Below are 12,324 nucleotides of genomic sequence, written 5' to 3' on the forward strand. Positions count from 1 at the left end.
GTTGTGTGGGTGCGCTACTGTACCCGATCCAGCGGCAGCGCCATCAGGATCTCGTCGTAAAAAACGCCGTCGACCCGCAAGGTGCGCGGCTCGCGGCCATAGGGGACGAACCCGAGCGACTCGTACAGGGCGAGCGCGCGCGGGTTCCGGGCATTCACCGCCAGGTGGATCTGCAGCACGCCCTGCGCCCGCGCATGCGCGCACGTGGCGGCCAGCAGGCGCCGCGCGAGGCCGCCGCGCCGATGCGCCGGATGCACGTAGACACCCCACAGCATCGCCCTGTGCGCCACCTGCGCCAGCGGTTCGCGCCGCAGGCCGGCGATCGCGACGAGTTCATCGCCCACAAACGCGCCGAACACGGCCTGGAATGCCGTCGACGCGATGCGCGCGCGGACCTCGGCCGGCGTGCGTCCCGCCTCTTCGTCGCGCGTGGGCCAGATCGCGAGCGGCGACTCGACGGTCGCCTGGACGCGCAATTGCTGGAACGCGGCCCAGTCGTCTTCCTGCAGCAGCCGGATCCGTTCAGTCATAGCGGCACCGGCGGTTCGGCATCGGCGGGACGGCGGCGCGCGGCCAGGCTCGCGCTGGTCGCGGCGCCGATCGACGACGCGACGATGAGCCCGATCGCGAGCCACTGCGACACGTCGAGGTGCTCCCCCAACAGCACGAGGCCCATCAGCGCGCCGATGGCCGGCTCCGCGCTGAGCAGGGTGCTGAACGTGTTGGCCGGCAGGCGGCGCAGCGCGACCATCTCGAGCGAATAGGGGATCGCGCTGGACAGCACGGCCACGGCCAAGCCGAGCAGCAGCACGGACGGGGCCAAGAGCGCCGCGCCCGCGTGCGCGATGCCGACCGGCGCGGCGATCAGCGCGCCGAGAACCGTGCCCCAGCTCGACGCGGCCGCGCCGTAGGCGGCGCTGGCGCGCTTGCCCGCCAGGATGTACACGGCCCAGCAGGCGCCCGCGACGAGCGCGAACGCGATGCCGCGCCAGTCCACCGCCGGCGCATCGCCGCCCAGCGGCAGCAGGAGGGCGAGACCCACGCACGCGAGCGCGATCCAGGCGAAGTCCAGGCGCCGGCGCGACGTCGCCACGGCCACGACGAGCGGCCCCGTGAACTCGACGGCGATCGCGATCCCCAGCGGTACATACGCCAGCGCCGAATAAAAGCTCAGGTTCATGGCGCCCAGCGACAGGCCGTATTGCAGCAGCGCGCGTCCATCACCCCGCACGCCGATGCGCCACGGCCGGAACACGATCGCGAGGATCACGGCGGCGAAGGTCAGCCGCATCGCGGTGGCGCCGGCCGCGCCGACGACGGGGAACAGGTGCTTGGCGAGCGAAGCGCCCGTCGTCAGGGAGACGAGGGACAACAGCAGGGCTGCGTAGGGAACAACGGACGGACGCGTGGAAGAAGACATCGAAAAGCGGCGTGTAGCGAAACCTGCAACGATATCATCAATCCGCCCCCCTCCGCCGGCGCTACGATGGGACTGGCCCGGTAACGCTCTTTTTCCGGATCATGAACATCTGTAACAGCCTGTAAAACAACAGGCACGCGCCAACGGATTCTTTATAGTTGGCAGGTGAGGAGAACCGCCATGATCAAGCTCGCTATTATCGTTTCCTGCGCCGCCGCCCTGACCGGTTGCGCCACGTATTACCCGGCGCCGGCCAACTACGGCACGCGCGCCTATTCGCAACCCGACGCCAACGGCTGGCAGGTCGTGTCCGTGACGCCGGTGGCGCCGGGGACCGGCGCGGCCGCGGCGGCATCGGGCGACGCCGGCCGCGTGACCTATTCCCCGGCCCCGGCGACCGTCGTGACCCAGCCGGTGTACGTCGCGCCGCCGGTCTACGCGCCCGCGCCGATCTACGCGCCGGCCCCGGTGTATGCCGACCCGCTGTGGTATCCGCCGATCTCGATCGGCCTCGGCTTCAGTTGGAACCACTGGAGCGGCGGCCATCGCGGCGGCTGGGGCCATCGCGGCGGGTGGCGTCACCGCTGACGTCCGCTCCACCGACAAGGCTGCGCTTCGGCGCAGCTTTTTTTTCGCCGGTACCCCTGCTGCCTGACGCTTTCCTTACGCATTTGCATGAATGACGCATGTTGCATCGCGTCACATCAATCGATTGCTGTTGTCTGATTGCCATTCTACAATCGGCTCACGATGGGCCCGGCACTGGTCCGCGGTGCCCGGCGTAAAACGAGAATACGACTACGGAGACGACAATGAATTTCAAGGTAAAGGCATTGGTTGCAGGGGTAGTGTTGGGTTTTTCGATGTCGGGCATGGCGTCGGAGCCGGTCAAGATCGGCGTGTCCGGTCCGTTCACGGGCGGGTCGGCGCCGATGGGCGTGTCGATGCGCGATGGCGTCCGTCTCGCCGCCGCTGAGATCAATGCCAAGGGCGGTGTGCTGGGCCGCAAGATCGAACTGGTCGAACGCGACGACGAAGCGAAGAACGAACGCGGCGTGCAGGTCGCGCAGGAACTCATCAACAAGGAGCGCGTCGCCGCCACCGTCGGCTACATCAACACGGGCGTCGCCCTCGCCTCGCAGCGCTTCTACCAGCAGGCGAAGATCCCCGTGATGAACAACGTGGCCACCGGCTCCATCGTCACCAAGCAGTTCGCGAACCAGCCGCAAAACTTCATCTTCCGCAACTCCGCGAACGACACCATCCAGTCCGCGATGATCGTCGAGGAAGCGATCACGCGCCGCGGCTTCAAGAAGCCGGCGATCCTCGCCGACTCCACCAACTACGGCCAACTGGGCCGCGAAGACCTCGAGAAGGTGCTCGACAAGAAAGGCGTGAAGCCGGTCGTGGTCGAGAAATACAACATCGGCGACGTCGACATGACGGCGCAGCTGCTGCGCGCCAAGCAGGCCGGCGCCGACGTCGTCCTCACCTACGGCATCGGCCCCGAGCTGGCGCAGATCGCCAACGGCATGCAGAAGCTGGGCTGGAAAGTGCCGATCGTCGGCAGCTGGACGCTCGCGATGGCCAACTTCATCGACAACGCGGGCAAGAACGGCGACGGCACCCGCATGCCGCAGACTTTCATCCAGAACCCGGACACGCCGAAGCGCAAGGCGTTCATCGACGCCTACATCAAGGCCTACAACCCGCCGGGCGGCCGCATGCCGTCGGCCGTGTCGGCCGCGCAGGGCTACGATTCCGTGTACCTGCTCGCCGCCGCCATCCAGCAGGCCGGCAGCACCGAGGGTCCGAAGATCGCCGCCGCGCTGGAAGACCTCAAGACGCCGGTCGAAGGCGTCGTCACCACCTACAACAAGCCGTACTCGCATACGGACCATGAGGCCATCAACTTCGAGAACACCAAGTTCGGTGAAGTGAAGGATGGGCGAGTGGTACAGGCCAAGTAACGTAATCCGTCGTTCCCGCGGAAGCGGGAACCCATACTGACGAACCGGATTCCGTATCCCGGACATCCCGCAGTTCGAACGAGGCCCGGCTTCGGCCCTTCAGCATGGGTTCCCGCCTGCGCGGGAACGACGAGCTCTATCCACGTGCCGCCCCTGGAGGAACCATGGAGATCCTGCTCCAACTCGTCGTGTCCGGCATCGCGCTCGGCATGATCTATGCCGTGATCGCGTTCGGCTACCAGCTCACGTTCGCCACGTCCGGCACCCTCAACTTCGGCCAGGGCGAGGCGCTGATGCTCGGCGCGCTCGTCGGCCTGTCGCTCGTCGGCACCATCCACGGCGGGCCTTATCTCGGCTACTGGTTGATGATTCCCATCGTCGTCCTGTTCGGCGCGCTGCAGGGCGTGTTCGTCGAATGGATTGCCGTGCGGCCCGCGATCCGCATCAAGTCGGAGTTCGGCTGGATCATGTCGACCATCGCCCTCGCCATCATCTTCAAGAACGTGGCCGAGAACATCTGGGGCAAGGACGTGCTGCCCTTCCCGTCGCCACTGTCGTCCGAACCGTTCACCGTGCTCGGCGCGAACGTGCAGCCGATGCAGGTGGCCGTGATCGTCGGCGCGCTCGCCATCATGTTCGCCGTCGAGATCTTCAACCGCAAGTCCATCTACGGCAAGGCCGTCGTCGCCACCGCGAACGACCGCGACGCGGCGGGCCTCATGGGCATCAACACCGGCATGGTCATCACGTTCTCGTACGCGCTGTCGTCCGCGACGGCCGCCTTCGCGGGGGCCCTCGTCGCACCGCTCACGCTCACGAGCGCCACGATGGGCGCGTCGCTGGGCCTGAAGGCGTTCGCCGTCGCGATCATCGGCGGGCTGACGTCGGGCATGGGCGCCATCGTCGGCGGCATCATCCTCGGCATCGCGGAGACCGCGACCGGCTTCTACCTGTCGACCGGCTACAAGGAAGTGCCGGGCCTCGTCCTGCTGCTGCTCGTGCTGGCCGTGAAGCCGTCCGGCCTGTTCGGCAAGGCCGCCATCAAGAAGGTATGACGATGAACAAGCTGACCTGGAGCGGCGCGATCGCGGGCATCGCGCTGCTGGCCGCCTTTCCCGTGCTGGTCGGGAACCCGTACTACATCCACCTCGTCGAGACGATCCTGATCTACGCGATCCTGCTGTTCGGCCTCGACATCGTCGTCGGCTACACGGGCCAGGTGTCGCTGGGCCATGCCGGCCTGTTCGGCGTGGGCTCGTACGTGACCGGCGTGCTCGTGATGAAACTCGGCGCCGCGTGGTGGCTCACGCTCCCGGCCAGCATCGCCGGTGCGGCGCTGTTCGGCGCGATCCTCGCCCTGCCCGCCCTGCGGGTGACGGGGCCGTATCTCGCGATGGTGACGCTGGCCTTCGGCACCATCGTGCAAATCCTCATCAACGAGATGACCTTCCTCACCGAGGGCCCGATGGGCATCATGCTGACGAAGCCCACCGTGGCCGGGCACGAGCTGTCGGAAGTCGAGTACTACTATGCCGTGGCCGCGCTGATGATCGTGTCGCTGCTGCTCGTGCACCGGCTTCTGAAATCGCATATCGGCCGCGCGTTCGAGGCGCTGCGCGACAGTCCCATCGCGTCGGACTGCATGGGCGTCTCCGTGTACCGTTATAAAGTCTATGCGTTCGTGATCAGCGCCGGCTTCGCGGGCCTGGCCGGCAGCCTGTATGCCTATTCCGAACAATACATCTCGCCCAACACGTACAACTTCGAGCTGACGATCCTGTTCCTGCTCGCGGTGATCATGGGCGGCCGCAAGACCCGCAGCGGCGCGCTGATCGGCGCCGTGATCGTCGTGATGCTGCCGAGCCTCCTGTCCGACATCGACCTGTTCCGCCGCATCGCCGTCGGCGCCGCGCTCCTCGCCGTCGTCGGCGCGGGGCTGCTGCTGGCGCGCCGCAAGACGACCGCGCGCCGCGTCGCCATCCCCGTCGTGGCGACGCTGGCGCTGGCCGTGGTCTCCTACAAGCTGGAAAGCATGGTCGACTGGCGCCTGACGATCTTCGGGCTCATGACGCTGTTCGTCGTCTACTACCTGCAGGAGGGCATCGTGGGCTTCCTGCGCGACCTGCTCGGGCGCGGCCGCACGCATGCGCGCGCGCTGGCGGACCACGGCGGCGATCCGTTCGCCGGCGTGCCGCAGGCGGAAGCCACCGGCGGCGATCTGCTGAAAGTCGAGCAGGTGCTGATGCAGTTCGGCGGCCTGAAGGCGCTGAACCAGGTGGACCTGGCCGTCGCGCGCGGCACCGTGCACGGCCTGATCGGGCCGAACGGGTCGGGCAAGAGCACGATGATGAACGTCCTCACCGGCATTTATAAACCGACAGCCGGCCGGGTCGTCTTCGCGGGCAGCGGCATTACGGGCCGCACGCCCGCGCAGATCGCGCTCGGCGGCATCGCGCGGACGTTCCAGAACGTGCAGCTGTTCGGCGAGATGACGGCGACGGAAAACATCCTCGTCGGCCTGCACCACAGCTTCCGCTCGAACGTGTTCGACGCCATGCTGCACACGCCGCGCCGCTTGCGCGAGGAACTGGCCGCGCGCGCGCGGGCGGCCGCGATCCTGAGTTTCGTCGGCCTCGCCGACCTCGCCGACGAAGAAGCGCGCAACCTCCCCTACGGCAAGCAGCGCCTGCTGGAGATCGGCCGCGCGCTGGCGCTCGACCCGCGCCTGCTGCTGCTGGACGAACCGGCCGCGGGCCTGACGGCGCCGGACATCCGCGAGCTGATGGCCATCATCCGCAAGATCCGCGACCACGGCATCACCATCGTCCTCATCGAACACCACATGGACGTCGTGATGTCGATCTCGGACACCGTCACCGTGCTGGATTTCGGCCAGAAGATCGCCGAAGGCACGCCGGCGCGCGTGCAGTCCGACCCGCGCGTGATCGAAGCCTACCTGGGCGGCGCCGGCGAACCCGCCGCCTCCGCCGCCGTCTGAGGAGACCGCATGCTCACCATCGACAACCTGCACGCGGCCTATGGCAAGGTCGAAGTGCTGCACGGGATCTCGCTGGAAGTCCCGAAAGGCAAACTCGTCACGCTGATCGGTTCCAACGGGGCCGGCAAGACGACGACCATGCGCGCCATCTCCGGCATGATCAAGCCGCGCGGCGGCAAGGTAATGCTCGCCGGCCGCGACATCACCGGCATGGATTCGCATCGCATCGCGCGCGCGGGCCTCGCCCATTCGCCGGAGGGGCGGCGCGTGTTCGCGACGATGACCGTCACGGACAACCTGCTGCTGGGCGCCTTCCCGCGCTTCACCCGCTCGCGGCCGAAGGGCGACGTGCCGCACGACCTGGAGCGGGCACTGGAACTGTTCCCGCGCCTGAAGGAACGCCGCACGCAGCTGGCCGGCACCCTGTCCGGCGGCGAGCAGCAGATGCTGGCGATGGCGCGCGCCGTCATGCTGAATCCGGACGTCGTGCTGCTGGACGAACCGTCGATGGGCCTCGCGCCCATCCTCGTCGACGAAGTCTTCCGCATCATCGCGCGGCTGAAGACGGAAGGCGTCACCATGCTGCTCGTCGAGCAGTTCGCCCAGGCCGCGCTGAACGTGGCCGATTACGGCTATGTGCTGGAGAACGGCAGCATCGCCGTGCACGGCCCCGCCGCGAACCTGAAGAACGATCCGAAGGTGGTCGCGGCCTACCTGGGCGGCGCCCACTGACGGATCGCATCCGCCAGCGCATCGAGGTCCTCGGGCCCGTTGTACAGGTGCGGCGTCACGCGCACGATCTCGGTGCCGCCGAATGTGCGGGTGACGGTGAAGATGCGGTGTTCATCCATCAGCCCCCGCGCGACCTCCGCGGCCGGCACGCCGCCGATGCCGAACGCGCCCAACGCGCAGTGCAGGGCCGGATCGCGCGGCGTGTAGATCTGCACGCCGGGCAGGTCGCGGACCTGGTCCATCCAGCGCCGCGCGAGCCAGCGCAGGCGCGCTTCCTTGTTGCGCGCGCCGATCGCCGCGTGGAACGCCAGCGCGTCCTCGATGGCCATGATCGGCGCCGGCGGCACGGTGCCGAACGCGCCCAGCTTGTCGATGTCGGTGCGGCCGAACGTCACGTCGCCGTACAGCGGCGCGATGTCGGCGATGCGTTCGCGTGCGATGTACAGCAGGCCCGTGCCCAGCGGCGCGCCGACCCATTTGTGCAGGTTGAACGCCGCGAAGGACGTGCCCAGTTGCGGGATCCGGTAGTCCAGTTGCGCGAGTGCGTGGGCTCCATCGACGATGGGATCGACGCCACGCTCGCGCGCCAGCGCGGCCAGGCGCGCCACCGGCATGATGCGGCCGGTACGGTGCACGATGTGCGTGATCAGCAGCACGCGGGTGCGCGGCGTGATCGCGTCCGCGTACAGCGCCGCGATCGCGTCCTCGTCTTCCAGGTCGTGGGGCACGTCCACCTCGATGACGGCCAGGCCCTTGCGCGCCGCGACCATGCGAACGATGTCGTGGCTGAAGTCGTAGTCGTGGCGCGCCATCAGGATCGCGTCGCCGGGTTCGAACGGATAACCCTGGAACACGATGTTCAACGACTCGACGGCGCTGCGGGTGATCAGGAGCTCATCGGGCGCTACGCCGGTGAAGCCGGCGAGCAGCGCCTTCACGTGCGCGAGGCGCGCGGGCCAGCGCTTGCGCAGGAAGAACGCGTTCTCGACGTCGACCTCGTCCTGGTAACGCTTGAGCGCCGCGCGCACGGGATCGGCCGGCATGCCGAAGTAGCCGTTCTCCAGGTTGATGAAGTCGGGCGAGCGCGTGTATTGCGCGCGGACGGTGGACCAGAACGATTCGTCGTCGGGAAGGATGGCGGTCAAGACGGGCTCCTGTCGGGCGTTGTGCAACCGCCATCATAGCCCGCCCCGGTCAAGGCTGCAGGCGCCCCCCCAGCGCCAGCGCCGCCGCGAGATTGCGCGCCGCGCGGCGCAGGTTGTCTACGCCCGCGGCCAGCGCCTCGGCGACGGAACACGGCCGCGCGACCGCCGCGACCACGACCTCGATGCCGTGCGCGTGCACGGCATCCGCATCGACCGCGAGGCTGCCGCCAATGGCGACGACGGGCTTGCCGTGGCGGCGCGCGACGTTCGCCACGCCCATCGGCGTCTTGCCGTGCACGGTCTGGCCGTCGATGCGGCCTTCTCCCGTCACGACGAGGTCCGCGTCGCGCACGGCCGCATCGAGCCCCACGGCATCAAGCACGATCTCGACGCCAGGCTTGAGCTGCCCTTTCAGGAACACCATCATCGCGGCCGCGATGCCACCGCCCGCACCCGCGCCAGGGGTTTGCGCGATGTCCTCGTGAAGATCGCGCCGGATGACCTCCGCATAATGCGCGAGCGCGGCGTCGAGCTGGGCGACCATCGCCGGCGTCGCGCCCTTCTGCGGGCCGAACACGGCGGATGCCCCGCGCGGGCCGACGAGCGGGTTGTCGACGTCGCACGCGATCCGGAATTCGGCGTCGCGCACGCGCGGGTCGAGCCTTGAAACGTCGATGCGGTCGAGGCGCGCCAGTTCCGCGCCGCCCGGGCCGAGGTCCTTGCCGTCCGCATCGAGCAGGCGCACGCCCAGCGCCTGCAGCATGCCGGCGCCGCCGTCGTTGGTCGCGCTGCCGCCCACGCCCAGCACGAACCTGCGCGCGCCGGCATCGAGCGCCGCTCGGATCAGTTCACCCGTGCCGCGGCTCGTGGCCGTGCGCGGATCGCGCAGGTCGGGCGGCACCCCTTCCAGGCCGCTGGCCGCCGCCATCTCGATCACGGCGATGCCGCCGGCCTCGCCGTAGAACGCGTCCACCGCCTGGCCCAGCGGGCCGGTCACGCGCACGTCCACGCGCCGGCCGCCCGTCGCGTCGATCATGGCCTGTACCGTGCCCTCGCCGCCGTCGGCCACGGGGACCTTCACGTAGGTCGCGTCGGGCCAGACCTCGCGCATGCCGGCCTCGATGGCGTCGGCCACCTGCAGCGCCGTCAGGCTTTCCTTGAACGAATCGGGGGCGATGACGATCTTCATGGGTTGTCCTTGATCTCGATGCCCGCAAGGATATACGAGCCCTGACTTCAGCGGGAATATATTGCTTTATCGACAAAAAGTCGTTCATAATCCTGCGACCCGACCCAGGAGAACGCCATCCGCTCACCGCTCGTCCGCCTGCGCCTGCGCTGGTATGCCATCAGCACCGCACGCCTGTTGCTGCGCCGCTGGCAGGCCATCCTGCTCGCCACCGGCGTGCTGGCGTCGGCCAACGCGTCCGCCTTCGGCAACCTCGACACCTACGCGCGCCCCCTGCTGACCCTGCTCGCACCCGGCCACGGCGCGATCTGGCGCACGGGCTATCTGCTCGCCTTGCTGCTGCTCGCGGCCGCCTGGGTCGCCATGCAGCGCGACCAGGTCGCGGGCGGTCCGTTCATGGCATTCGCCGGATCGCTGCCTTTCACCCCGCGCCAGCGCCACCGTGCCGACCTGGCCGTGCTGCTGCTGGCCGATTCGCCGCTGCTGGTCGTCACCGCCTGCGCGCTGGGGCTGACGGCCGGCCGCGGCGCACCGGCCGCCCACGCCGTGCTGCTGGCCGACGTCGCGCTGCTGGCCCTGGTCGCGTAACAGGCCGTGCTGGAACGGCGTGCCGGCGCGTGGCCCGGCGTGGCCGCCGGCGCGGTGTTGGCGGGGGCGGCGTTCGGCACGCGGCTCGACCTTGCCGCGAACCTGCTCGTGGGCGCGGCGGCGGCATGTGCCCTGGTCATGCAACCGCGGCCCCGCGCACCACGCCGCATACCACGCCCGCACGCGCGCCGCGCCAGCCCGCCCGCACCGGGCGGACGCCGTGGCGCCGCGCTGCAGATGTCGCTCGCCGTTCTGTTGCGCGAGCGCCGCGGCGAACTGCTCGCAACATGCCTGACCGCCGCGGCCATCGCGGCGGCGGCCGTCGGCCTCGTGATGCTGTTCGAGCGGGATGCCCGCAGCTTTCCCACCGTGCTGCTGGCCGAGGGCGCCATTGCCCTGGCGTTCAGCGGCCTGTTTCGCGGCCTGCATCGCGCGCATCGCGCCAGCATGGGCTACCTGGGTGCGCTGCCGCTGGCCGCCGCCTGGTGGCGCCGGTACGACCTGGCGGCCGTGCTGGCGGCGGCCCTGCCGTTCCTGGCTGCGCTGACGGCTTGCGCGTGGGCCATCGGCGCCGCGCCGGCGCACGCGCTGGCGGCGCTGGCCTCGAACGCGGCCCTGCTGTGCGCACTGCGCACGCCCCAACTGATCAGCGACCGACATGCCGTCGTCCTGACGACCATCGCGGCGGGCTGCTGGACGGCAGGCACGTTCGCCTGCCTGCTTTAGGAGACACCATGCTGCGCTTCGACGACGTGAGCAAATCATATGGATCCCGGCCCGTCCTGCAGCGGCGGACCGGACGCTTCGCGGCGGGCGCCTACGCATTACGGGGGCCGAACGGTATCGGCAAATCGACCTTGCTGCGGGTGCTGGCCGGCGTCGACGAGGCCGACGGCGGCGACATCGTCATCGACGGCCACTCCCTGCGCGCGCAACCGGCCGCCGCGAAAGCCCGCCTGGCCTACGCGCCGGACGAGTGCCCCGTGTACCCGTTCGTGACGGGCCGCGAACTGCTGGCGTTCGTGGCCTGGGCCAAAGGCTGCGCGATCCCGGACAAGGTCACCCGGATCGTCGAACGCTTCGGCCTCGCGCGCCATCTCGACACGCGCTGCGGCGCCATGTCGCTGGGCACGCAAAAGAAGCTGATGCTGGCGGCGGCGTGGATCGGCGAACCCGCCGTGCTGCTGCTCGACGAACCGTCGAACGGCCTCGATGCGGACGCGCGCGCCGTACTCGCCGACCTGCTGGCGGCGCAACGGGACACGTCAGTCGTCTTCATGTCCACGCACGACAAGGCATTCGCGGATGCGATCGGCGCGGCAGAGATAGAATTCGAAACACTCACAGACCGTTAATCGGGGAGGTGCGATGACACAGCCTGCTTCACTCGTCGCGGTGGCCGCCGCGCCGGCGTCGCCGCCGGCGCATGGCCGGCAGCAGGACGCGGTGTATGTCGTGCAATGAACCGGCTGGCCGACATGGACACGCAACTTTTCTTCATCTGCTTCCTGACGTTCGTGATCCACCTGATCGGGACCCTGGCGTATTCGGTACGGATCGCCGGCGTACGGACCGGGCGGATCGCCGTGTCGCTGGCCCTGTTCGGCATTCTCATGCTCGTGTCGCGGACGTCGAATTCGTTCCTGGGCCCGTTCCTGGCGAAGCGCGTCGAGACCCATCTCGACGCGCTCGCCAGCGGCGCGCTGTTCGCCGATTTTCGCTGGCTGCTCGTATCCGCAAGTCTTGCGACGGTGGCGGGCGCCCTGCTGATTCCGACGTTCCAGCGTGTATTCTGCCGTGCGGTCCTGCATTTCCAGGCACATCGCTCGATCCCGAAGCTGATCCTCCACGGTTTCTTCAAGGGAGGCCTGTCGTACGTCCGGGACGTCGCCCGCATGCCCGCCGCACGCAACATGACCGGATTCCGGTCGGGACATGGCGTGTCGGGCCGGATCACGCTGCTGAACGTCGGCGCCACCGCGCTCTGGACCGTCGGCGTGTTCGCGGCCCTGTATGCCGGCGTGCTCGACCCGTCGGTCCGCGTCACCTCCAGCAAGCTCTCCTCGATCATCAACGGCGGCGCGACCATCATGATGGCCGTGTTCATCGACCCGCACATGTCGGGGATGACGGACGATGTCGTCGAAGGCAACGTCACGGAAAGCCAGTTCAGGAAAGCCATCGTCTGGCTGGTCGGCAGCCGACTGGCGGGCACCGTCGCCGCGCAGGCGTTGCTGGTACCGGCGTCGCTGCTGATCGCGTCCGTGGCCCGCGTCATATGA

At 68.8% G+C, this 12,324-nt stretch carries 13 protein-coding genes; 9 read left to right on the forward strand and 4 right to left on the reverse strand.

Annotation, left to right across the window (positions count from 1 at the left end):
- Positions 1-14: 14 nt before the first annotated feature.
- Together ACEN9H_RS16280 and ACEN9H_RS16285 are read right to left on the reverse strand one after the other, a co-directional pair.
- Positions 15-530 (reverse strand): N-acetyltransferase family protein, encoded by a 516-nt coding sequence (locus tag ACEN9H_RS16280; RefSeq protein ID WP_413671242.1) that lies wholly within the window; start codon positions 528-530, stop codon positions 15-17.
- Positions 527-1,420 carry an EamA family transporter gene (locus ACEN9H_RS16285; protein WP_413671243.1) on the reverse strand — a complete coding sequence of 298 codons (894 nt, stop codon included), beginning with the start codon at positions 1,418-1,420 and terminating at the stop codon, positions 527-529. Before ACEN9H_RS16285 ends, ACEN9H_RS16280 begins: the two co-directional genes overlap by 4 nt.
- A 180-nt stretch (positions 1,421-1,600) precedes the next feature.
- On the opposite strand from ACEN9H_RS16285, the gene ACEN9H_RS16290 reads away from it, so the two are divergent.
- The 5 genes from ACEN9H_RS16290 (at position 1,601) to ACEN9H_RS16310 (ending at position 7,120) form a co-directional block, all read left to right on the forward strand.
- Positions 1,601-2,008, forward strand: coding sequence for a hypothetical protein (locus tag ACEN9H_RS16290; RefSeq protein WP_056131734.1), 408 nt, complete (start codon positions 1,601-1,603; stop codon positions 2,006-2,008).
- Positions 2,009-2,232: 224 nt separating this feature from the next.
- On the forward strand, positions 2,233-3,390 hold the full coding sequence (locus ACEN9H_RS16295) for an ABC transporter substrate-binding protein (protein WP_413671244.1): 1,158 nt from the start codon (positions 2,233-2,235) through the stop codon (positions 3,388-3,390).
- Between the two features lie 164 nt (positions 3,391-3,554).
- A complete protein-coding gene (locus ACEN9H_RS16300; protein ID WP_056131728.1) occupies positions 3,555-4,445 on the forward strand; it encodes a branched-chain amino acid ABC transporter permease in 891 nt (296 codons plus the stop codon).
- Entirely contained in the window at positions 4,442-6,388 is a 1,947-nt protein-coding gene (locus ACEN9H_RS16305) for an ABC transporter permease subunit (RefSeq protein WP_413671245.1), read from the forward strand. Before ACEN9H_RS16300 ends, ACEN9H_RS16305 begins: the two co-directional genes overlap by 4 nt.
- Positions 6,389-6,397: 9 nt before the next feature.
- Complete coding sequence (locus tag ACEN9H_RS16310; protein WP_413671246.1) at positions 6,398-7,120, forward strand: ABC transporter ATP-binding protein; 723 nt, start codon at positions 6,398-6,400, stop codon at positions 7,118-7,120.
- Here the strand turns inward: ACEN9H_RS16310 and ACEN9H_RS16315 are convergent.
- Both ACEN9H_RS16315 and ACEN9H_RS16320 read right to left on the reverse strand, forming a co-directional pair.
- Positions 7,099-8,265, reverse strand: a complete 1,167-nt coding sequence (locus tag ACEN9H_RS16315; RefSeq protein WP_413671247.1) for an aminotransferase class V-fold PLP-dependent enzyme — start codon at positions 8,263-8,265, stop codon at positions 7,099-7,101. The two genes, ACEN9H_RS16310 and ACEN9H_RS16315, sit on opposite strands and share 22 nt — an antisense overlap.
- A 49-nt stretch (positions 8,266-8,314) precedes the next feature.
- Positions 8,315-9,454 (reverse strand): glycerate kinase, encoded by a 1,140-nt coding sequence (locus tag ACEN9H_RS16320; protein ID WP_413671248.1) that lies wholly within the window; start codon positions 9,452-9,454, stop codon positions 8,315-8,317.
- 177 nt (positions 9,455-9,631) lie between these two features.
- On the opposite strand from ACEN9H_RS16320, the gene ACEN9H_RS16325 reads away from it, so the two are divergent.
- The 4 genes from ACEN9H_RS16325 (at position 9,632) to ACEN9H_RS16340 (ending at position 12,324) form a co-directional block, all read left to right on the forward strand.
- Positions 9,632-10,042, forward strand: a complete 411-nt coding sequence (locus tag ACEN9H_RS16325) for a hypothetical protein (protein WP_413671249.1) — start codon at positions 9,632-9,634, stop codon at positions 10,040-10,042.
- 6 nt (positions 10,043-10,048) lie between these two features.
- Complete coding sequence (locus ACEN9H_RS16330; RefSeq protein WP_413671250.1) at positions 10,049-10,768, forward strand: hypothetical protein; 720 nt, start codon at positions 10,049-10,051, stop codon at positions 10,766-10,768.
- A gap of 8 nt (positions 10,769-10,776) precedes the next feature.
- Positions 10,777-11,397 carry an ATP-binding cassette domain-containing protein gene (locus ACEN9H_RS16335; RefSeq protein WP_413671251.1) on the forward strand — a complete coding sequence of 207 codons (621 nt, stop codon included), beginning with the start codon at positions 10,777-10,779 and terminating at the stop codon, positions 11,395-11,397.
- Positions 11,398-11,520: 123 nt separating this feature from the next.
- Positions 11,521-12,324 (forward strand): lipid II flippase Amj family protein, encoded by an 804-nt coding sequence (locus ACEN9H_RS16340; protein ID WP_413671252.1) that lies wholly within the window; start codon positions 11,521-11,523, stop codon positions 12,322-12,324.

Source organism: Massilia cellulosiltytica, assembly GCF_047325105.1.
GTDB lineage: Bacteria > Pseudomonadota > Gammaproteobacteria > Burkholderiales > Burkholderiaceae_D > Telluria > Telluria orientalis.

What these genes read in the sequence shown, in the direction of transcription:
- ACEN9H_RS16310 (WP_413671246.1), top strand. Translation starts at nt 6,398, where the DNA reads ATGCTCACCATCGACAACCTGCACGCGGCCTATGGCAAGGTCGAAGTG.
- ACEN9H_RS16320 (WP_413671248.1), bottom strand. Translation starts at nt 9,454, where the DNA reads ATGAAGATCGTCATCGCCCCCGATTCGTTCAAGGAAAGCCTGACGGCG.
- ACEN9H_RS16335 (WP_413671251.1), top strand. Translation starts at nt 10,777, where the DNA reads ATGCTGCGCTTCGACGACGTGAGCAAATCATATGGATCCCGGCCCGTC.
- ACEN9H_RS16300 (WP_056131728.1), top strand. Translation starts at nt 3,555, where the DNA reads ATGGAGATCCTGCTCCAACTCGTCGTGTCCGGCATCGCGCTCGGCATG.
- ACEN9H_RS16280 (WP_413671242.1), bottom strand. Translation starts at nt 530, where the DNA reads ATGACTGAACGGATCCGGCTGCTGCAGGAAGACGACTGGGCCGCGTTC.
- ACEN9H_RS16295 (WP_413671244.1), top strand. Translation starts at nt 2,233, where the DNA reads ATGAATTTCAAGGTAAAGGCATTGGTTGCAGGGGTAGTGTTGGGTTTT.
- ACEN9H_RS16290 (WP_056131734.1), top strand. Translation starts at nt 1,601, where the DNA reads ATGATCAAGCTCGCTATTATCGTTTCCTGCGCCGCCGCCCTGACCGGT.
- ACEN9H_RS16305 (WP_413671245.1), top strand. Translation starts at nt 4,442, where the DNA reads ATGACGATGAACAAGCTGACCTGGAGCGGCGCGATCGCGGGCATCGCG.
- ACEN9H_RS16285 (WP_413671243.1), bottom strand. Translation starts at nt 1,420, where the DNA reads ATGTCTTCTTCCACGCGTCCGTCCGTTGTTCCCTACGCAGCCCTGCTG.
- ACEN9H_RS16340 (WP_413671252.1), top strand. Translation starts at nt 11,521, where the DNA reads ATGGACACGCAACTTTTCTTCATCTGCTTCCTGACGTTCGTGATCCAC.